Origin of the sequence: Amycolatopsis heterodermiae, from assembly GCF_034929455.1 — a bacterium.
Taxonomy (GTDB): domain Bacteria; phylum Actinomycetota; class Actinomycetes; order Mycobacteriales; family Pseudonocardiaceae; genus Amycolatopsis; species Amycolatopsis heterodermiae.
Window position 1 is genome coordinate 119861 of record NZ_JAYFSI010000008.1, and the last position, 19784, is coordinate 139644.

Annotated in this window: 17 protein-coding genes and 1 riboswitch; of the genes, 3 read left to right on the forward strand and 14 right to left on the reverse strand. The window is 71.1% G+C overall.

Annotated elements, in window-relative coordinates:
• Nucleotides 1-218: 218 nt before the first annotated feature.
• Nucleotides 219-1547 (reverse strand): aminotransferase-like domain-containing protein, encoded by a 1329-nt coding sequence (locus tag VA596_RS31025; protein WP_323331753.1) that lies wholly within the window; start codon nt 1545-1547, stop codon nt 219-221.
• A 67-nt stretch (nt 1548-1614) separates the two neighbouring features.
• On the opposite strand from VA596_RS31025, the gene VA596_RS31030 reads away from it, so the two are divergent.
• Entirely contained in the window at nt 1615-2271 is a 657-nt protein-coding gene (locus VA596_RS31030) for an O-methyltransferase (RefSeq protein ID WP_323331754.1), read from the forward strand.
• A 4-nt stretch (nt 2272-2275) separates the two neighbouring features.
• Here VA596_RS31030 and VA596_RS31035 read toward each other — a convergent pair whose 3' ends face one another.
• On the reverse strand, nt 2276-4225 hold the full coding sequence (locus VA596_RS31035) for a transglycosylase domain-containing protein (protein WP_323331755.1): 1950 nt from the start codon (nt 4223-4225) through the stop codon (nt 2276-2278).
• Between the two features lie 241 nt (nt 4226-4466).
• On the reverse strand, nt 4467-5195 hold the full coding sequence (locus VA596_RS31040) for a FadR/GntR family transcriptional regulator (RefSeq protein ID WP_323331756.1): 729 nt from the start codon (nt 5193-5195) through the stop codon (nt 4467-4469).
• 200 nt (nt 5196-5395) lie between these two features.
• On the opposite strand from VA596_RS31040, the gene VA596_RS31045 reads away from it, so the two are divergent.
• Nucleotides 5396-5617, forward strand: coding sequence for a hypothetical protein (locus VA596_RS31045; protein ID WP_323331757.1), 222 nt, complete (start codon nt 5396-5398; stop codon nt 5615-5617).
• Here VA596_RS31045 and VA596_RS31050 read toward each other — a convergent pair.
• From VA596_RS31050 to VA596_RS31080, 7 genes are all read right to left on the reverse strand, one after another.
• A complete protein-coding gene (locus VA596_RS31050; RefSeq protein ID WP_323331758.1) occupies nt 5604-6971 on the reverse strand; it encodes an L-serine ammonia-lyase in 1368 nt (455 codons plus the stop codon). The two genes, VA596_RS31045 and VA596_RS31050, sit on opposite strands and share 14 nt — an antisense overlap.
• 14 nt (nt 6972-6985) lie before the next feature.
• Nucleotides 6986-7987 carry a lipoyl synthase gene (lipA, locus tag VA596_RS31055; RefSeq protein ID WP_323331759.1) on the reverse strand — a complete coding sequence of 334 codons (1002 nt, stop codon included), beginning with the start codon at nt 7985-7987 and terminating at the stop codon, nt 6986-6988.
• The gene (glyA, locus tag VA596_RS31060; RefSeq protein WP_323331760.1) at nt 7984-9258 is read right to left on the reverse strand and encodes a serine hydroxymethyltransferase; all 1275 of its coding nucleotides are present in this window, start codon (nt 9256-9258) and stop codon (nt 7984-7986) included. Before glyA ends, lipA begins: the two co-directional genes overlap by 4 nt.
• A complete protein-coding gene (gcvH, locus tag VA596_RS31065) occupies nt 9258-9635 on the reverse strand; it encodes a glycine cleavage system protein GcvH (protein ID WP_323331761.1) in 378 nt (125 codons plus the stop codon). Before gcvH ends, glyA begins: the two co-directional genes overlap by 1 nt.
• A 12-nt stretch (nt 9636-9647) precedes the next feature.
• The gene (gene gcvT / locus VA596_RS31070) at nt 9648-10739 is read right to left on the reverse strand and encodes a glycine cleavage system aminomethyltransferase GcvT (protein WP_323331762.1); all 1092 of its coding nucleotides are present in this window, start codon (nt 10737-10739) and stop codon (nt 9648-9650) included.
• 8 nt (nt 10740-10747) lie between these two features.
• Entirely contained in the window at nt 10748-13579 is a 2832-nt protein-coding gene (gcvP, locus tag VA596_RS31075) for an aminomethyl-transferring glycine dehydrogenase (RefSeq protein ID WP_323331972.1), read from the reverse strand.
• A gap of 139 nt (nt 13580-13718) precedes the next feature.
• A riboswitch (glycine riboswitch) is annotated at nt 13719-13812 on the reverse strand.
• A gap of 54 nt (nt 13813-13866) precedes the next feature.
• A complete protein-coding gene (locus tag VA596_RS31080; RefSeq protein WP_323331763.1) occupies nt 13867-15207 on the reverse strand; it encodes a helix-turn-helix domain-containing protein in 1341 nt (446 codons plus the stop codon).
• Between the two features lie 72 nt (nt 15208-15279).
• Here VA596_RS31080 and VA596_RS31085 point away from each other — a divergent pair, with 72 nt between their 5' ends.
• Entirely contained in the window at nt 15280-15468 is a 189-nt protein-coding gene (locus VA596_RS31085) for a hypothetical protein (RefSeq protein ID WP_323331764.1), read from the forward strand.
• On the opposite strand, the gene VA596_RS31090 is transcribed toward VA596_RS31085, so the two are convergent.
• The 4 genes from VA596_RS31090 to VA596_RS31105 are packed head-to-tail and all read right to left on the reverse strand — an operon-like array spanning nt 15465 to nt 19651.
• Nucleotides 15465-16232, reverse strand: coding sequence for a 3-oxoacyl-ACP reductase (locus VA596_RS31090; RefSeq protein ID WP_323331765.1), 768 nt, complete (start codon nt 16230-16232; stop codon nt 15465-15467). The genes VA596_RS31085 and VA596_RS31090 overlap by 4 nt on opposite strands.
• A complete protein-coding gene (locus VA596_RS31095) occupies nt 16232-17596 on the reverse strand; it encodes an aldehyde dehydrogenase family protein (RefSeq protein ID WP_323331766.1) in 1365 nt (454 codons plus the stop codon). The genes VA596_RS31090 and VA596_RS31095 overlap by 1 nt, the downstream gene beginning before the upstream one ends.
• On the reverse strand, nt 17593-18306 hold the full coding sequence (locus tag VA596_RS31100; RefSeq protein WP_323331767.1) for a gamma-glutamyl-gamma-aminobutyrate hydrolase family protein: 714 nt from the start codon (nt 18304-18306) through the stop codon (nt 17593-17595). Before VA596_RS31100 ends, VA596_RS31095 begins: the two co-directional genes overlap by 4 nt.
• The gene (locus VA596_RS31105) at nt 18287-19651 is read right to left on the reverse strand and encodes a glutamine synthetase family protein (RefSeq protein WP_410171940.1); all 1365 of its coding nucleotides are present in this window, start codon (nt 19649-19651) and stop codon (nt 18287-18289) included. The genes VA596_RS31100 and VA596_RS31105 overlap by 20 nt, the downstream gene beginning before the upstream one ends.
• Nucleotides 19652-19784: the final 133 nt, after the last annotated feature.

Sequence of the window (19784 nt, forward strand, 5' to 3'; positions counted from 1 at the left end):
CCAACCCGGCTCCCACGACAGCCGCGACAGCGGCAGCCCCCAGCCTCGGCCCGCGGCGGCCGCGCGATTTCGTCCTCACTCTTATGAGTACGTATGCCAGGCCGAGATGGTTGCGTGATCTAATCCACGAACAAATCGCCCAGGCTGCCAAACCCCCACGATGCGAGGGCATTCGGCGTCAATTCGAGTATTTCGACCGGTGGCCTCGAAACCGGGAGCTAGTCCACGAACAAGTCGTCCGGGGTGCCGGAGGCGAGAGCTGCGAGGGCTTCCAGGGCCGCGGCCAGGGTTTCGACCGGCGGCGCCGACACCGCGATCCGCACCGCGTTCGGCGCGTGGCCCGGCAGCACCGCGTACGCCGACGCCGGGGACAGCGCGATCCCGCGACGCGCCGCCGCCGCGACGAACGTCTCCGCTCGCCACTGCTCCGGGAGCAGCCACCAGCGGTGGTACGACGCCGGGTCGCCCAGCACCGTGAAGCCGGCCAGCTTCTCCTCCAGCACCGAAGCACGCGAAGCGGCGTCACGACGCTTCGCCGTCTCGACCTCCGCCAGGGTGCCCGTCGTGATCCACCGCGTCGCCGCTTCGAGCGCGAACCTCGGCGCCGCCCAGCCACCCGACCGGACCGCCGACGCCAGCCGCGCGGTCCACGCGGGCGGGGGCACCAGGAAACCCGCCGTCAGCCCCGGGGCGACCCGCTTGGACAGGCTGTCCACGAACACCGTCCGCTCCGGCGCGAACGCGGCGAACGGGCGGACCTCACCGCGCAGGAACGTGTAGATGCCGTCCTCGATCACCGGGATGTCCAGCCGGGCCACGGCTTCGGCGAGCGCCTCGCGCCGGGCCGGGGGCATCGTCGTGCCGAGCGGGTTGTGCAGGGTCGGCTGGACGTACACCGCGCGCACCGGCCCGGCCGCCTCCAGCGCCGCGGGCACCAGCCCGTCGCCGTCCGTCTCGACCGGCACCAGCTCGACGCCCAGGCGCGCGGCGACCCCCTTGAGCACCGGGTACGTCAGCGACTCCACCGCGAGCCGCTCCCCCACCGGCACGAACGCGGCGATCGCCGCCGCGATGGCCTGGCGGCCGTTGCCCGTGAACAGGACCGTCGCCGGGTCCGGGCGCCAGTCGCCGCGGGTGAGCAGCGCGGCCGCCGCCGTCCGCGCGGCCGGGGTGCCCGCCGCGCCGACCGGGTGCAGCGCCGCGGTCAGGACGTCCTGGCGCAGCAACGGTTCCAGCGCGCGGGCGAGGTTCGCGGACTGGCCGGGTAGCACGGCGAAGTTGAGTTCGAGGTCGACGCGGGCGTCCCCGGGCTCGGCGAGCGCGGGTTCCGGCGGCGGCTTCGCGGCCCGGACGAACGTGCCCCGGCCGACCTCGCCGACGGCCAGGCCGCGCCGGACCAGCTCGCCGTAGACGCGGGCGGCGGTGGAGTTCGCGATGCTGTGCTGCCGCGCGAAGCGGCGCTGCGGCGGGAGCCGGTCACCGGGGCGCAGGCGGCCGGCTTCGATGTCGGCGGCGAGGGTGTCCGCGACGACGCGGTAGTCGTCCATGTCCACCTTCCCTTTCAGCCGTCCGCACCATGATCCCACCGGCGCGGATCCCGCTAGGTTGGGTCCCATGACCGACAACACCTGGGCCGCGGTCGACGAGTACTTCGCCGGCGCCGTGCTGAGTCCCGATCCGGTGCTCGACGCCGCGCTGGCCGACTCCGCGGCCGCCGGCCTGCCGTCGATCGCCGTCGCCCCGAACCAGGGCAAGCTGCTGAACCTGCTGGCGCGCCTGGCCGGCGCGCGGTCGATCCTCGAGATCGGCACGCTCGGCGGGTACAGCACGATCTGGCTGGCCCGCGCCCTCCCGGCCGGCGGCAGGCTGGTGACCTGCGAGTACGAGCAGAAGCACGCCGACGTCGCGCGGGCGAACCTCGAGCGCGCGGGCTTCGGCGAAGACGTCGTCGACATCCGCGTCGGCGCCGCGCTCGACACCCTGCCGACCCTCGACGGGCCGTTCGACTTCGTGTTCATCGACGCGGACAAGATCAACCTGGCCGGGTACGTGAGCGCGGCGCTGGAGCTGTCGCGGCCGGGCACGACGATCGTGGTCGACAACGTCGTACGGCAGGGCGCCGTGGTCGACGCGGAGAGCACCGACTCCTACGTCGTGGGCGCGCGGCGGATGTTCGAGCTGCTCGCCGCCGAACCCCGGCTGGACGCGACCGCCGTCCAGACCGTCGGCGGCAAGGGGTACGACGGGTTCGTGCTCGGCCTGGTGTGCTGAGCCGTCACCGCCGCGGGCGGATCTCCGGCGGCGGCGCGAGCACCTTCCGTTCGCCGCCGCCGAGCGGGCGGAACGGCTGGCCGTCGAGGGCCGCCGACATGAAGGCGCGCCAGATGTCGCCGGGGACGACGTCGCCGGTGAGCTTGGCGCCGGTCGCGTCCTTGAGCAGCCGGTCGTCGTCGGAGCCGATCCAGACCGCGGTGGCCAGCTGGGGCGTGTACCCGACGGCCCAGGCGTCCTGGTTGTCCGGCGAGATGCCGTGCTCGGCCGCGCCGAACCGCAGCGCTGCCGGGCGCCCGTCCGGCAGGGAGGTGCCCAGCGCCGCGGTGACGTCCTGGGCGATCCGGCGGCTCGTGCCGTCGTCGTCGAACGCGGCGCTCGTGGTGTCGGTGTGCTCCCAGACGACCGCGCCGCTCTCGTCGCGCACCTTCGCCACCAGGTGCGGGGTCGTGCGGACGCCGTCGGCGGCGAAGGTCGCGTACGCGCCCGCCATGTCCAGCGGCCGCAAGGGATACCGGCCGATCGCGATGCCCGCGCCGATCAGGAAGCCGTCCTTCTCGCGCATCGTCGGCACGCCGTCGACGGTCTCCGGGATGCCCGCCCGCCGCGCGGCGTCACTGAGCGCGTCCGGGCCGAGCTTCTTCGCCAGGAAGATGAACGGGCCGTCGGCCTGGGCCCGCATCGCCGTGCCCGGCGAGCACACCGGCCCGCAGACGGCGGGGTACTGGAAGTCCTCACCGAGGAACTCCTGTTTCTCCGGCGACGGGATCGGCTGGTCCAGGCCGAAACCGTTGCGCAGCGCGGCGGCGAGCGTGAACGGGTAGAACGCCGAACCGGCCGCGTGCGGGGTGCTCGCGTAGTCGCGGACGCCCTGGTCGCCGCCCTGGTAGGCCCGCACGGCCCCGGTCTTCGGGTCGACGGCGACGACGGCGCCGCGGAACTCCTTCGGCTCGCCCTTCAGCCTGTCCTGCAACGCTTTCTTCGCGGCCTCCTGAGCCTTCCGGTCCAGCGTCGTCTCGACCGTCATGTTTCCCTGCTGCAGCCGGCTGAGCGGGAAGCCGTCCTGTTCCAGCTCGGCCAGGACCTGCTGCTTGATGTGGAACTCGTCGTAGGTGACGCGGCCGGCGCGGGTTTCCGACGGCGGCTGGACCTCCCCGCCGGGGTAGATCATCTTTTCGTCGCTCTTCACGTACCCGCGCGCGACGAGCTTGTCGTGCACGTACTGCCAGCGCCGCGCGGCGTGCGCGTCACCGGAGGCCGCCGGGTCGTGCACCGACGGCGACTGGATCATCCCGGCCAGGAACGCGGCTTCGCTCCAGGTCATCGAGTCGTCGAGCTTCTTGCCGAAGTAGGCGTTCATCGCCGCGCCGGGCCCGAACGTGCCGCGGCCGAAGGAGATGATGTTGACGTAGCTCTCGAAGATCTGTTCCTTGCTCTGTTCCTGGGTGATCTTCGTGGCCAGCACGAGCTCGGCGAACTTGCGCCCGATGGTGGCGTCGTCGTCGCCGGTGGACTTCTTGATGTACTGCTGGGTGATCCCGGACCCGCCGCCGACGCCGGTGAGGAACGCGCGGCCGATGCCGGTCGGGTCGAACCCCTGGTTGTCCCAGAAGGTCGGGTCCTCGGTGGCGATGATCGCGTCGCGCAGTTTCGAGGGCACCTGCGCGTAGGGCACGAACATCCGGTCGCCGTCGGCCGGAATCACCTTGAGCAGCGGCGATCCGTCGGAGTAGTTGAGGACGACGGTCTTGTCGAGCCCGGCGAGGACCTCCTGCGGGCTGCGAACGTCGAGCACGAGGTAGGCGATCCAGAAGGCGATCAGGGGCCCGCCGATGAGCACACCGGCGGTCCAGTACCCGATCCGCCGGATCCGCCGCCACCGCCGTCGCCGCGGGGTGCCGGGTGTCGCGTCGGCGTCATCGGCGCCGTCGGGTTCCGTCGTCGTCGAGGTCACGAATGGATGACGCCCGGTTGAGCGAAAAGGTTCTGTGGGGAATTCACGAAGTTGTTCGAATCCTGTCAAGACGCCTTGAAGGCGGCGAGTCAGGCCAGGAGGGCGCGCAGCAACGAGGCCGTTCCCTCGATGTGCTCAGCCATCATTGGCCGCCGCGGGCGTGTCACCAGCCGAAATTGCCTCGCGCCACGTCGGTTCCGGCCCGAATCGGAACCCTCCGGCCAGCCGGCCGCCGCGCGGGTCAGGCCAAGAACGCGCGCAGCAGCGAAGCCGTTCCCTCAATGTGCTCCGCCATCACCTGGCGGGCCGCTTCGGCGTCGCCCGCCAGGATTGCGTCCACGATCGCTTCGTGCTGGGCGTTCGAGTGCTCCAGGTTGGGCTGCAGCAGGGGGATCCGGTCGAGGAGCTGGTTCACCTTGGTCCGTGCGTCGGCCATTGCCGTGGTCAGTGAGCCCGAGGCTGTGACCTCGGCGATCGCCAGGTGCAGGCGGGAGTCCTTGCGGCGGTAGTCCTCGAGGTCGGCGCCCGCCGCCTCGGCCAGGGTGCCCGTCAGGTGCTGGCGGTCGGCCGGGCTCAATGACCGCGCCGCGGCCATCTCCGCCGCGCCCGTCTCCAGGACGTAGCGCAGGCTCAGGGCGTCCTCCAGCACCACCGAATCGACGGCGGCGGCGTCGGGTGAGCGCTCGGGTGGGCCGGGCAGGGTCTCGTTCACGAACGTGCCGCCGTAGCGCCCTCGTCGTGACTCGACGTAACCGGCGTCGGAGAGGGCGCGGATGGCCTCGCGGAGCGTGACGCGGCTGACCCCGAGCCGTTCGGCGAGCTCGCGCTCCGACGGGAGCCGCTCCCCCGCACCCACCACGCCGAGGCGGATCGCCTGCAGCAGCCGCTCGACGGTCTCTTCGAAGGCGTTACCCGCGCGGACCGGCCGGAACAGCGCTTCGCCGGCATTCACCACCGAGGTCGACTCCATCCCGCGAGTTTAGGCCGCGGGCCGCGGAGGCCCGGTGGTTCACCCGCCTCAGCCGACCCGGACACGCTCGGTATCCGTTCCGGCACGGATCGCATCTTCGGAGTGGACCATGCTCGCCCCGGCCGTCACACTGTGTTCGTTGTGCGAAAAACCGGTGGAACCGGACGGCCACCGTCGGCGACGATGGTCCCACGACACCGATGAACGACGCAGGGGGCGATCCGGTGCATTTCCTGATGGCCGAGGACCTGGTCCACGAGCGCGAGAACGAGTTGCGCCACGGCGTGCGCAACCGCCCGCCGGGCCGGGCGACGCCACGGCGCCACACCGGGACCCGGCGTCAGCAGTTCGGCTGGACCCTCGTGGAGGTCGGCCTGCGGCTGGCCGTGGAGCCGGAGGAGACCCCGGCTAACACTCGATGACGTTCACCGCCAGGCCGCCGCGCGCGGTTTCCTTGTACTTCACGCTCATGTCCGCGCCCGTCTCGCGCATCGTCTTGATCGCCTTGTCCAGCGTCACCACGTGACTGCCGTCGCCGCGCATCGCCATCCTCGCCGCGTGGATGGCCTTCGACGCGCCCACCGCGTTGCGCTCGATACACGGGATCTGGACCAGACCACCGACCGGGTCGCAGGTCAGGCCGAGGTGGTGCTCGACGCCGATCTCGGCCGCGTTCTCCACCTGGGCCGGTGAGCCGCCGAGGACTTCGGTCAGGCCGGCCGCCGCCATCGCGGACGCCGAGCCGACCTCGCCCTGGCAGCCGACCTCGGCGCCGGAGATCGAGCCCGTCTGCTTGAGGATCGAGCCGATCGCGCCGGCGGTGAGCATGAACGTCACGATGCCGTCGTCCGAAGAGTGCCGGATGAACCGCTGGTAGTAGTGCAGGACGGCGGGGATGATCCCGGCGGCGCCGTTGGTCGGCGCGGTGACGACCCGCCCGCCCGCGGCGTTCTCCTCGTTGACGGCCAGCGCGTACAGGCTCACCCAGTCCATCGCGTACAGCGGATCGCCGACGCCGTCTTCGGCGAGCAGCTTCTCGTGCAGCGCGCGGGCCCGGCGCGGCACCTTCAGCCCGCCCGGCAGCACGCCTTCGTGGACGCAGCCGTTGCGGACGCACTCCGCCATGACGGCCCAGATCCGCAGCAGGCCGTCGCGCACCTCGTCGCGCGAACGCCACGAAAGCTCGTTCGCCATCATGATCTCGCTGATCGGCAGCCCGGTCGACGCGCAGTGCCCGAGCAGGTCCGCGCCGGTGCGGAACGGGTACGGCACCGGCGTCGCGTCCTCGACGAACACCGCGTCCGTCTCGTACGACTCGTCGCGGACGAACCCGCCGCCGACCGAGTAGTACGTCCGCTCGCGCAGCAGCACGCCGTCCGCGTCGAACGCGCGGAAGACCATGCCGTTCGGGTGCGCCGGCAGGGACTTGCGGCGGTGCATGGTGAGGTCGTTGTCCTCGTCGAACGGGATCTCGTGCGTACCGGCCAGCAGCAGCCGCCCGGACTCGCGGATCTCCGCGACGCGCACCGGGACGGTGTCCGTGTCGATGTCCTCGGGACGTTCCCCGGACAGCCCGAGCAGGACGGCTTTGTCGCTGCCGTGGCCGAAGCCGGTCGCGCCGAGCGAGCCGAACAGCTCGGCCTGTACGCGCGCGGTCTTGCCGAGATCGTCGCCGAGACCGTCCACAAAGGTCAGTGCCGCCCGCATCGGGCCGACGGTGTGCGAGCTGGACGGCCCGATGCCGATGGAAAACAGGTCGAAGACGCTGATCGCCATTGATCTGCCCCTTCCTATCGCGCCAGCAGGGAGCTGGCTTCTTGCGCGGCCGGCCCCTGGTCGGCGAGGTGCCGCAGGTTCTCCGGCAGCTCCTCACCGCGGTGGGCCTTGGTCTGGGCGTAGAGCCGTCCCGCGCGGTACGACGACCGCACCAGCGGCCCGGCCATCACACCGGCGAAGCCCATGGCCTCGGCGGCCTGGGAGTGCTCGACGAACTCCTCCGGCTTCACCCACCGATCCACCGGGTGATGCCGCGGCGACGGCCGCAGGTACTGCGTGATCGTCAGGATCTCGCACCCCGCGTCCACCAGGTCCTGCATCGCCGGAGCGACCTCGTCCGGGGTCTCCCCCATGCCCAGGATCAGGTTCGATTTCGTCACGAGCCCGAACTCACGCGCCTTCGTGATGACCTCGAGCGAACGCGCGTAGCGGAAACCGGGACGGATGCGCTTGAAGATCCGCGGCACCGTCTCGACGTTATGCGCCAAGACTTCCGGCCGCGCCCCGAACACCTCAGCCAGCTGCGACGGATCCGCGTTGAAGTCCGGGATCAGCAACTCGACACCCGTACCCGGGTTCAAAGCGTGGATCTGACGGACGGTCTCGGCGTACAGCCACGCACCGCCATCGTCCAAGTCATCGCGAGCCACACCGGTGACCGTTGAATACCGCAAACCCATGGCCTGCACGGACTCCGCGACCTTCCGCGGCTCCGTCCGATCCAGCTCCGCGGGCTTACCCGTGTCGATCTGGCAGAAGTCACACCGGCGGGTGCATTGGTCACCGCCGATGAGGAACGTGGCTTCGCGGTCTTCCCAGCACTCGTAGATGTTGGGACAGCCCGCCTCTTCGCAGACGGTGTGCAGACCCTCGCGGCGCACCAAGCCCTTCAGCTCGGTGAACTCCGGCCCCATCCGCACCCGCGTCTTGATCCACGGCGGCTTCTTCTCGATCGGCGTCTCGCTGTTGCGCACCTCGAGGCGCAGCAGCTTCCGGCCCTCGGGCAGAGCGCTCACCGGGACAGGTCCGCGTACAGCGGGTGCTTCTTGGCCAGGGTCTCGACGCGGTCGCGCAGCTTCGAGCGGACGGCGTCGTCGAAGTCCGGCTTGAGCGCCTCGGCGATGACGTCGGCGACCTCGGTGAAGTCCTCCGCCTGGAAACCGCGGGTGGCCAGCGCCGGGGTGCCGATCCGCAGGCCGGAGGTGATCATCGGCGGGCGCGGGTCGAACGGGACGGCGTTGCGGTTGACCGTGATGTCGACCTCGTGCAGCCGGTCCTCGGCCTGCTGACCGTCCAGAGTGGACTGGACGAGGTCGACCAGGACCAGGTGGACGTCGGTGCCGCCGGTCAGCACGCGGACGCCGGCCTCGGCGAGGTCCGGCTGCGACAGCCGCGACGCCAGGATGCGGGAGCCTTCGAGGGTGCGCTGCTGGCGCTCCTTGAACTCTTCGCTCGCGGCGATCTTCAGCGCGACGGCCTTGGCCGCGATCACCTGCTCCAGCGGCCCGCCCTGCTGGCCCGGGAACACCGCCGAGTTGATCTTCTTCGCCAGCTCCTGGCGGCAGAGGATCAGCCCGCCGCGCGGGCCGCCGAGGGTCTTGTGCGTGGTCGTGGTGACGATGTCGGCGTGCGGCACCGGTGACGGGTGCAGCCCGGTCGCGACCAGCCCGGCGAAGTGCGCCATGTCGACCATCAGCTTGGCGTCGACCAGGTCGGCGATGCGGCGGAACTCGGCGAAGTCGAGCTGACGCGGGTACGCGGACCAGCCGGCGATGATCAGCTTCGGCTGGTGCTCGACGGCGAGGCGCTCGATCTCGGCCAGGTCGACGATCCCGGTCTCCTTGTCGACGTGGTAGGCGACGACGTTGTAGAGCTTGCCCGAGAAATTGATCTTCATCCCGTGCGTCAGGTGGCCGCCGTGCGCCAGGTCGAGGCCGAGGATCGTGTCACCCGGCTTGAGCACGGCGAACATCGCGGCGGCGTTGGCCTGCGCGCCCGAGTGCGGCTGCACGTTGGCGTGCTCGGCGCCGAACAGCGCCTTCGCGCGGTCGATGGCGAGCTGCTCGACGACGTCGACGTGCTCGCAGCCGCCGTAGTAGCGGCGGCCGGGGTACCCCTCGGCGTACTTGTTGGTCAGCACCGAACCCTGCGCCTCGAGCACGCCCACCGGGGCGAAGTTCTCGGAGGCGATCATCTCCAGGGTGGACTGCTGGCGGGTCAGCTCGTCGGCGACGGCCGCGGCGACCTCGGGGTCGACGTCGGCGAGGTGGGCGTCGAAGGTCGTCATCAGTTCTCCTGGGTGAGGGCGGCGTAGGCGGCGGCGTCGAGCAGTTCGGGGACGTCACCGGAGAGCCGCACCTTGAGCAGCCATCCTTCGGCGTACGGGTCCGAGTTGATCACCTCGGGGGTGTCCGACGTGGTGCCGTTCACCTCGACGACCTCGCCGGAGACCGGCGCGTACAGCTCGCTGACGGACTTGGTCGACTCGACCTCGCCGAACACCTCGCCGGACGTGATCGTGGCGCCGACGTCGGGGAGCTGGACGAACACGATGTCGCCGAGGGACTCGGCGGCGAAGGCGGTGATGCCCACGGTGGCGACGTCACCTTCGACGTTCAGCCACTCGTGTTCCTTGGTGTACTTCAGGTTCTCGGGGATGCTCACGGTGCAAGTCCTTTACGCGCGGGAGTAGAACGGGAGGGCGACGACCTCGACGGGCTCGATCCTGCCCCGGATGTCGACGGAAAGTTCGGTGCCGGGCTCGGTGTACGCCCGATCGACGTACGCCATGGCGATCGGGTGACCCAGCGTGGGCGACAGCGCCCCGCTGGTGACCTCGCCGATCTCGACGCCGTCGGCCAGCAGCTTGTAGCCGTGCCTCGGAGCGCGACGACCGGTTCCGCGCAGGCCGACCCGCACGCGCGGGACGTCGGCCTTGGACCGCTCCTCCAGCGCCGCGCGGCCGACGAAGTCACCCGGCTTCTCGAACTTGACCACGCGCCCGAGCCCGGCTTCGAACGGGCTCTGCTCGAGGGTGAGTTCGTTGCCGTACAACGGCATCCCGGCTTCGAGCCGCAGTGTGTCGCGGCAGGCCAGCCCGGCCGGGACGAGGCCGTGGGCCTCCCCCGCCTCGGACAGGATTCGCCAGACCGCCGGCGCCTCGTCGGCCGGGACGAACAGCTCGAAGCCGTCCTCGCCGGTGTAGCCGGTGCGGGCGAGCAGGACCTCGTGGCCCTTCACGACCGCCGGCACGCTGGCGTAGTACTTGAGCGCGTCGAGGTCGGCGTCGGTGACCGCACCGAGGATCTTGACGGCGTTCGGGCCCTGGACGGCGATCAGCGCGGTCGTCTCGGACCGGTCGTCGACCACCGCGTCGAAGCCCTCGACCCGCTCGGCCAGCGCGTCCGCGACGACCTTCGCGTTGCCCGCGTTGGCGACGACCAGGTAGTGCTCGTCGGCCAGCCGGTAGACGACCAGGTCGTCGAGCACGCCGCCGTCGGCGTCGCAGATCATCGTGTACCGCGCCCGGCCCGGCTTGACCCCGGTGAGGTTGCCGACCAGCGCGTAGTCGAGGACGTCGGCGGCCTGCTTGCCGGTGACGTGGATCTCGGCCATGTGCGAGAGGTCGAACAGCCCGGCCGCCTCGCGGACGGCCTTGTGCTCGGCCAGCTCGCTGGCGTAGCGGACCGGCATGGACCAGCCCGCGAAGTCGGTGAACAGCGCACCGAGTCCCTTGTGGACTCCGTGCAGGGAGGTTTCGCGAGTCACTTGTGGGCTCAGCCTTCGTAAGCGTTGAGGGGCGGGCAGGAGCAGACCAGGTTGCGGTCACCGCGGGCGCCGTCGATGCGGCGGACCGGCGGCCAGTACTTGTTCTTGCGCGAGACACCCGCCGGGAAGACGGCCAGCTCGCGGTCGTAGGCCTTGTCCCACTCGCCGACCAGCGTCTCGGCGGTGTGCGGCGCACCGCGCAGCGGCGACGCCTCCGCGGTCCACGTGCCCTTGGCGACCTCGTCGATCTCGCCGCGGATGGCGATCATCGCGGCGATGAACCGGTCGATCTCACCCAGGTCCTCGGACTCGGTCGGCTCGACCATCAGCGTGCCGGCGACCGGGAACGACATGGTCGGCGCGTGGAAGCCGTAGTCGATGAGCCGCTTCGCGACGTCGTCGACCGTTACGCCGGTCTCCTTGGTGATCTGGCGCAGGTCGAGGATGCACTCGTGCGCGACCAGGCCGTCCTGCCCCGTGTAGAGCACCGGGTAGTGCGGGGCCAGCCGCGAGGCGACGTAGTTGGCAGCCAGCACGGCGACCTTCGTCGCGGCGGTCAAGCCGGGCGCGCCCATCATCCGGACGTAGGCCCAGGAGATCGGCAGGATCGACGCCGAGCCGTACGGCGCGCCGCTGATCGGGCCGACGCCGGTGGCCGGGCCGGCCTGGTCCAGCAGCGGGTGGTTGGGCAGGAACGGCGCGAGGTGCGCGCGCACCGCGACCGGGCCGACGCCGGGACCGCCGCCGCCGTGCGGGATGCAGAAGGTCTTGTGCAGGTTCAGGTGCGAGACGTCGCCGCCGAACTCGCCCGGCTTGGCCAGGCCCAGCAGGGCGTTGAGGTTCGCGCCGTCGACGTACACCTGGCCGCCGCCGTCGTGGACGATCTTGGCCAGCTCGTCGATCGAGTGCTCGTACACGCCGTGCGTGGACGGGTAGGTGACCATGATCGCGGCGAGCGTGTCCTTGTTTGCGTCCACTTTGGACCGCAGGTCGGCCAGGTCGACGTTGCCCTCGTCGGTGCACTTGACGACGACCACGCGCATCCCGGCGAGCACCGCGGACGCGGCGTTGGTGCCGTGCGCCGACGACGGGATCAGGCAGACGTCGCGGGCCTCGTCACCGTTGGAGCGGTGGTAGGCGCGGATGGCCAGCAGCCCGGCCAGCTCACCCTGGCTGCCCGCGTTGGGCTGCAGCGACACCTTGTCGTAGCCGGTGACCTCGGCCAGCCAGTCCGCGAGCTGCCCCACGAGCGTGTGGTAACCCTCGGCGTCCTCGGCCGGGGCGAACGGGTGGATGCCGGCGAACTCGCGCCAGCTGATCGGCTCCATCTCGGTGGTGGCGTTGAGCTTCATCGTGCAGGAGCCGAGCGGGATCATGCCGCGGTCGAGCGCGTAGTCCTGGTCGGACAGGCGGCGCAGGTAGCGCAGCATCGCCGTCTCGGAGCGGTGGCTGCCGAAGACCTCGTGACCCATGAAGCCGCTCTCACGGGCCAGGCCGTTGGGGAGCGCGACGCCGTCTTGGACGTCTTCCTCGACGCCGAAGGCCTTCAGGACCTTCGCGGTGATCGCCGGGGTGCTGACCTCGTCGAAGGCGACGCGGACGTGGTCGGCGTCGACGTGGCCGAGGTTGATTCCGGCCTCGCGGGCGGCGGCGTGGACGTCGGCCGCCTGACCCGGGACGTGCGCGACGACCGTGTCGAAGAAGGACTCGTGCACGACCTCGACGCCGGTCTTGCGCAGCGTGTCGGCGAAGCCGGCGGCCAGGCCGTGGACGCGCTGGGCGATCCGCTTGAGACCGTCCGGGCCGTGGTAGACCGCGTACATCGCGGCCAGCACGGCCGGCAGGACCTGCGCGGTGCAGATGTTGGACGTCGCCTTCTCGCGGCGGATGTGCTGCTCACGCGTCTGCAGCGCCAGCCGGTAGGCGGAGTTGCCGTCGGCGTCGACCGAGACGCCGACCAGGCGCCCGGGCAGCGAGCGCTCGAGCCCGGCGCGGACGGACATGAACCCGGCGTGCGGGCCGCCGTAGCCGAGCGGGACGCCGAAGCGCTGCGTCGACCCGGCGGCGACGTCGGCACCGAACTCGCCGGGCGAGGTGATCAGCGTCAGCGAGAGCAGGTCGGCGGCGACGGTGAACAGCGCGCCCGCGGCCTTCGCCGATTCGGAAATCGCGTGGTAGAAACCGCGGCCGCGCAGCACGCCGGACGCGCCGGGGTACTGGACGACGACACCGAAGAAGTCCTCGGGCAGCCCGGTCAGCAGGTCGCGGACCTCGACCTCGATGCCCAGCGCCTCGACGCGGGTGCGGACGACGGCGATGGTCTGCGGCAGGCACTCGGCGTCGAGGACGACCTTGTTCGACTTGGACTTGGACGAGCGGCGCATCAGCGTGACGGCCTCGGCGACGGCGGTCGACTCGTCCAGCAGGGACGCGTTCGCGGTGGCGAGGCCGGTGAGGTCGGCGACCATCGTCTGGAAGTTGAGGAGCGCTTCGAGGCGGCCCTGGGAGATTTCCGGCTGGTAGGGCGTGTAGGCCGTGTACCAGGCCGGGTTCTCGAGGACGTTGCGGCGGATCACGCCGGGGGTGACGGTGTCGGAGTAGCCGAGCCCGATCATCTGCGTCATCGGGCGGTTACGCGCGGCGAGCGCGCGCAGCTCCGCGGTGGCGTCCTCTTCGGACGCCGCCGGCGGCAGAACCAGGTCGCGTGTGGCGCGGATCGCACTCGGCACGGCGGCTTCGAGCAGCGCGTCGAGGGATCCGTAGCCGCACTCGGCGAGCATCTTGGCGCGTTCGGCCTCGGAGGGACCGATATGACGGGCGTCGAACTGCGTAGAGGTGATCGGGAGCTCCTCGGGCCGGGCACCGGGCACAACGGTGCGCTGGGAACTCCCCCTCTGTCATGGCACCTGAGAGTTTCACCGTGCGGACACGGCTTTCACCTTGGGTGAGGCGCGGGTGCGCCTGCTTTCCAGAGTGGCCTCGCGCGAAGCGGTAGCAGGTACCTGAGAGATTCCGGGGAGTTTGCTCCTTCGGTGCCCCACTGACTTCGTGAGGGCTCTCCCGCCTCGGCTCTACGGCCCGATCTGCAGTTATGGCGGCTACCGTACCTGCCGCGTTCGGCCCCCGTCTACTTCACCCGGGCAACGCCACACCGGTCTTCTAGCCCGCCTCGAGGACCGGGGCGCCGGGTGACCCGCCCGGCCAGCGGTGGCGGGCGGCGGACCCGGCCCGACGGCAGCACCAGCCGTTTCAGCGGCCCGCCCAGCGGCACCGGCGGGAGGCCGGCCCCCAGCAGGACCTGCTCGACGATCTGCTCGGCGGACCACGCCACCGCGTCGTTCAGCCGGTCGAGGTCCGGGCGGTCGCCGTCGAAGACGTCCGTGTCGTCGAGGACGACCTCGAAGTACTCCCCCGGCAGCCGGGCGACCACCGCGTCGACGGCGTCCTCGATCGCCCGGGCGCCCTCCGCGGGGTCGGCGAAGCCCGCCTCGAGCAGCGGCTCGCGGTAGATCCGGGCGGCGCGGGCGCGCATCCGCGGGCCGTGGCGGACGACGACCGGGAGCCGCCCGGTCAGGTCGGGGACGTCGAGGCCGTGCAGCAGCATGATCGGCGGCACGCTGTGGACCAGCCGCGGCGCGGGCTCGGCCAGCTCGCGCGCGGTGATCCGGAGGCGGTCGGCCATCGCGTCCGGCAGGCCGAAGTAGCGGAAGTCGACGTTGCCGAACCCGAGCCCGTCGGCGACCAGCGACGCCAGCAGCTCGCCGTACCCCCAGATCGGCGACAGCACCACGACCGGCGGCGCCGTCACCAGCGGCGGCGACGGCGAGGGCGGACGTGACGCCTCCTGCTCGGGCACCTGGATCACCAGCCGCGGCGGGTCGTGCCAGTCGTGCGGCTCGGCGACCCGCCAGTACAGCCCGAGCGGCTGCCAGAGGCCGCCGAGGATCTCGCGTTCGATGATCCGGCGCACCTCGGCGTCGGAGTGCGGGAAGCCGCGGGGCGGCACGATCCCGACGTAGTGGTGGTAGGTGACGCGGACCTCGTCGCCACGGGTGGCCGAGCGGATCCGCATCTCCCAGTCGATCGGCGACGCCGCGATGGCGTTCGCCACCTGCGTGCCGGGCGACGAGTAGACGAGCGCCGTCGCCTGCCGCAGGAAGTCCCCGGCCCGGTCGATGCCCTCCCGCAGCGACTTCGCGGCCTGCGCGACGTGCACCGGGCTGACCAGCGACTCGGGCAGCACCCCGGCGACCCGCAGCAGCTCGGCCTCTCCGAGCCCGGTGACCTCGGCGAGCTGGGCCCAGTGGTCGAACACGGTCACCTTCGGCGCGTGCCGGTGCTCGATCCAGCTGCGCAGGGTCGACGTCGGCACGCCGATCCGCCGCGCGGCCTCGTCCAGGGAGAGCCCCCGGGAGCGGATCCCGGCCCGGACCGCTTCCGCCCACTCATCGGCGCGCCAGTGCGTCACCTCACAAAGCTAACGAAACCCGCTAGCTTTGCGCAGGGACAAAACGCCCACACCGCGCCGACGCTGGTGAGCATGACCACCACCGTCGTCGCCCTGACGCTGATCGTCGGCGTGCTCACCTTCGCCGCCGGCGCCTTCCTCGCCGCCGAGGTCGCCACCCGGATCCTGCGGCGCCGCGAACGCGAGATCTCCGAGGAGCGCAAGAAGATCAACGCCGCCTGGAGGTACCTGCGGGAGGTCCACGCCGTGAAGCGCCGTTAGATCGGGGTGACGTACGCGCCGGAGATGCCGCCGTCCACGAGGAACTGGGACGCCGTGATGAAGCTGGCGTCGTCGCTGGCCAGGAACGCGACGGCCGCCGCGATCTCCTCCGGCTCGGCGAACCGGCCGACCGGGACGTGCACCAGGCGCCGCGCCGCGCGTTCGGGGTCCTTCGCGAACAGCTCCTTGAGCAGCGGCGTGTTCACCGGCCCCGGGCACAGCGCGTTGACGCGGATGTTCTCCCGCGCGAACTGGATGCCCAGCTCGCGGCTCATGGCGAGCACGCCGCCCTTGGACGCCGTGTAGGAGATCTGCGACGTCGCCGCGCCCATCACCGCGACGAACGACGCCGTGTTGACGATCGAGCCCTTGCCCTGACGCTGCATGTACGGCAGGACTTCCTTGCAGCACAGGTAAACCGAGGTCAGGTTGACCCGCTGCACCCGCTCCCATGCCTCGATCCCGGTGGTCAGGATCGAGTCGTCCTCGGGCGGCGAGATGCCGGCGTTGTTGAACGCGACGTCGATGCTGCCGAACTGGTCGGCCGTGGTCCGGTAGAGGTTCTCCACCTGCTCGGCGTCGGTGACGTCGGCCTGCACGAACAGGCCGCCGACCTCGTCCGCCGCGGCCTTGCCGGACTCCGGCGTCAGGTCGCCGATGACGACCTGCGCGCCTTCGCTCGCCAGGCGGCGAGCGGTCGCGAGACCGATGCCGCTCGCGCCGCCGGTGATCACCGCGACGCGGCCTTCGAAACGCTGGACCATTACTCCTCCGTGCTGATGAAAACGTTCTTGGTCTCGGTGAACGCCGTCGGGGCGTCGGGGCCCAGCTCGCGGCCGAGGCCGGACTGCTTGAAGCCGCCGAAGGGCGTCCAGTAGCGCACCGACGAGTGCGAGTTGACCGACAGGTTGCCGGACTCGACGGCCCGCGCGACGCGGAAGGCGCGGCCGGTGTCGCGGGTCCAGATCGACCCGGACAGGCCGTACTCGGTGGCGTTGGCCTGGCGCACCGCGTCCGCCTCGTCGGTGAACGGCACGACGGCCACGACCGGGCCGAAGACCTCCTCGGCCGCGGCGGGGTGCCGCAGGTCCGGCGGGGTCAGGACGGTCGGCGGGAACCAGAAGCCGGGCCCGGCCGGCGCGGTGCCGCGGAACGCGACCGGCGCGTCGTCCGGCACGTAGGAGGCGACCTTTTCCCGGTGGGCCGCGGAGATCAGCGGCCCCATCTCGGTCTTGTCCTCGGCGGGGTCGCCGACGACGACGCCGTGCACGGCCGGCTCCAGCAGCTCCATGAACCGGTCGTACACGCTCGCCTGCACCAGGATCAGCGACCGCGCGCAGCAGTCCTGCCCGGCGTTGTCGAAGACGCCGTAGGGCGCAGTCGCCGCGGCCTTCTCCAGGTCGGAGTCGGCGAAGACGACGTTCGCGTTCTTGCCGCCCAGCTCCAGCGTCACGCGCTTCACGCGCGCCGCGCAGCCGGCCATGATCTGCTTGCCGACTTCCGTGGAGCCGGTGAAGACGACCTTGCGCACGGCCGGGTGGTCCACGAACCGTTGTCCCACCACGGATCCCTTGCCGGGCAGCACCTGGAAGACGTCTTCGGGGATGCCGGCCTCACGGGCCAGCTCGCCGAGCCGGATCGCGGTGAGCGGGGTCAGTTCGGCGGGCTTGAGCACGACGGTGTTGCCGGCGGCGAGCGCGGGCGCGAACCCCCAGCCGGCGATCGGCATCGGGAAGTTCCACGGCACGATCACGCCGACCACGCCGAGCGGCTCGTGGAAGGTGACGTTGACCCCGCCCGGCACCGGGATCTGCTGCCCGATCAGGCGTTCCGGCGCGGCGGAGTAGTAGTTGAGCACGTCACGGACGTTGCCCGCCTCCCAGCGGGCGTTGCCGATGGTGTGGCCGGAGTTCTCGACCTCCAGCCGCGCGAGGTGCTCGATGTCCGCCTCGACGGCGTCGGCGAAGCGGCGCAGCAGCCGCGCCCGGTCGCCGGGGGTGACGTCGCGCCACGCCGGGAACGCCGCGTGGGCGCGGGCGATCGCCGCGTCGGTCTCGTCGGCGCTGGTCAGCGCGACCGACCGCACCACCTGCTCGGTGGCGGGGTTGATCACGTCGAACGTCGTCATTTCCGCTCCTTGCTTGCTTCGACGAGCGCTTTGAACAAGCGGACGTCGTCGGTGTCCTGCTCGGGGTGCCACTGGACACCGAGCAGGAAGTCGTCACCCGGCGCTTCGGCGGCCTCGATCGTGCCGTCGGCGGACCAGCCGACCGGGTCGAGGCCGTCGCCGAGCCGGTCGATGGCCTGGTGGTGGTAACACAGGGTCTTGGTTTCCGGGCCCAGGATCCCGGCCGCCCGGCTGCCTTCGGCCAGCGTCACGATGCCGTGGCCGAACGTCGCGGGCGCGGGCTGGTGCTCGGTGGACTCCCGCGCCTCGGGCAGGTGCTGGACCAGGGTGCCGCCGAGGGCGACGCTGATCACCTGCAGGCCGCGGCACACGCCGAGCACCGGCTTGCCCTGCTCGCGCGCGGCGGAGAACAGGCCGAACTCGAACGCGTCGCGCTGCGGGCGGACGTAGGTCGTCGGGTGCTGGTCCTGGCCGTAGCGCTCCGGCTCGACGTCCGCGCCGCCGGTCAGCACCAGGCCGTCCACTGTGGACACGAGCCGGTCGTACGCGTCGCTCACCGGCGGCAGCAGCACCGGGACGCCACCCGCGGCAACGACGCACTCGACGTAGACGCGGTGCAGCAGCGCGGCTTCCGTCTCCCACACGAGGAACTTCGCGGGCTCGAGGTAGGTGGTGAGCCCGATGACCGGCTTAGAGGCGTTCGAAGCCACGTACCCGCTCCCAGTCGGTGACGGCGGCGTTGTAGGCGTCCACCTCGATCTTCGCCGCGTTCAGGTAGTGCTCGACGACGTCCTCGCCGAAGGCCGCGCGCGCCAGGTCGCTGCCGGCCAGGGCGGCGGCGGCTTCGGGCAGCGTGGTCGGGACCGTGTCGCGGCCGGAGTTGTAGGCGTTGCCGACGAACGGCTCCTCCAGCTCCAGCTCGTTCTCGATGCCGTGCAGTCCCGCGGCGATCAGCGCGGCGACGGCGAGGTACGGGTTGACGTCGCCGCCCGGCACCCGGTTCTCGACGCGCAGCGACTCGCCGTGCCCGACGACGCGCAGCGCGCAGGTGCGGTTGTCGGTGCCCCAGGCGATGGCCGTCGGCGCGAAGCTGCCGGGCACGAACCGCTTGTAGGAGTTGATGTTGGGCGCGAGGAAGTAGGTCAGCTCGTGCAGCGCGGCCAGCTGGCCGGCGAGGAAGTGCTCCATCAGCTTCGAGAAGCCGCGCTCGCCGTCCCCGGCCAGCACCGCCCGGCCCTCGGTGGAGCGCAGGCTGATGTGGATGTGGCAGGAGTTGCCCTCGCGCTCGTTGTACTTCGCCATGAAGGTGAGGCTCTTGCCCTCCTGCGCGGCGATCTCCTTGGCGCCGTTCTTGTAGACGCTGTGGTTGTCGCAGGTGGCGAGCGCGTCGGTGAAGCGGAAGGCGATCTCCTGCTGGCCGGGGTTGCACTCGCCCTTGGCCGACTCGGGGTAGAGCCCGGCGCCGGCCATGTCGTTGCGGATGCGGCGCAGCAGCGGCTCGAGGCGCGCGGTGCCGAGCATCGAGTAGTCGACGTTGTACTGGTTGGCCGGCTTGAGGCCGTGGTAGCGCTTGTCCCAGGCGGCTTCGTAGGTGTCGTCGAAGACGATGAACTCGAGCTCGGTCCCGACGTAGGCGGCGAGCCCGCGCTCGGCGAGCCGGTCGAGCTGGCCGCGCAGGATCTGGCGCGGCGACACCGACACCGGCCCGCCCTGCACGCGCTCGACGTCGGCGAGCACCAGCGCGGTGCCCTCCTGCCAGGGCACTTCGCGCAGGGTGTCGAAGTCGGGACGCAGCACGAAGTCGCCGTACCCGCTCTCCCACGACGAGAGCTCGTAGCCGTCGACGGTGTTCATGTCGACGTCGACCGCGAGCAGGTAGTTGCAGGCCTCGGTGGCGTGCCCGACGACCTCGTCGAGGAAGTACTCCGCCGCGCAGCGCTTGCCCTGGAGCCGCCCCTGCATGTCCGTGATCGCGACGAGCACGGTGTCGATCGTGCCCGCGTCCACGCGCTCCCGGAGTTCGTCGAGGGTGAGCATGCCTCGCCTGCGTGCCATCAGCCACCCCAAAGGTTTGATGCGAATCCTTTGCCGGTCCTTCCTACCCTGGTGGCGAGCTACGGGTCAACCCTCGAAAAGGTACTTTTTTGATCCATTGTGATGACACCCGGACGGCGTGGTGGAATGTCCG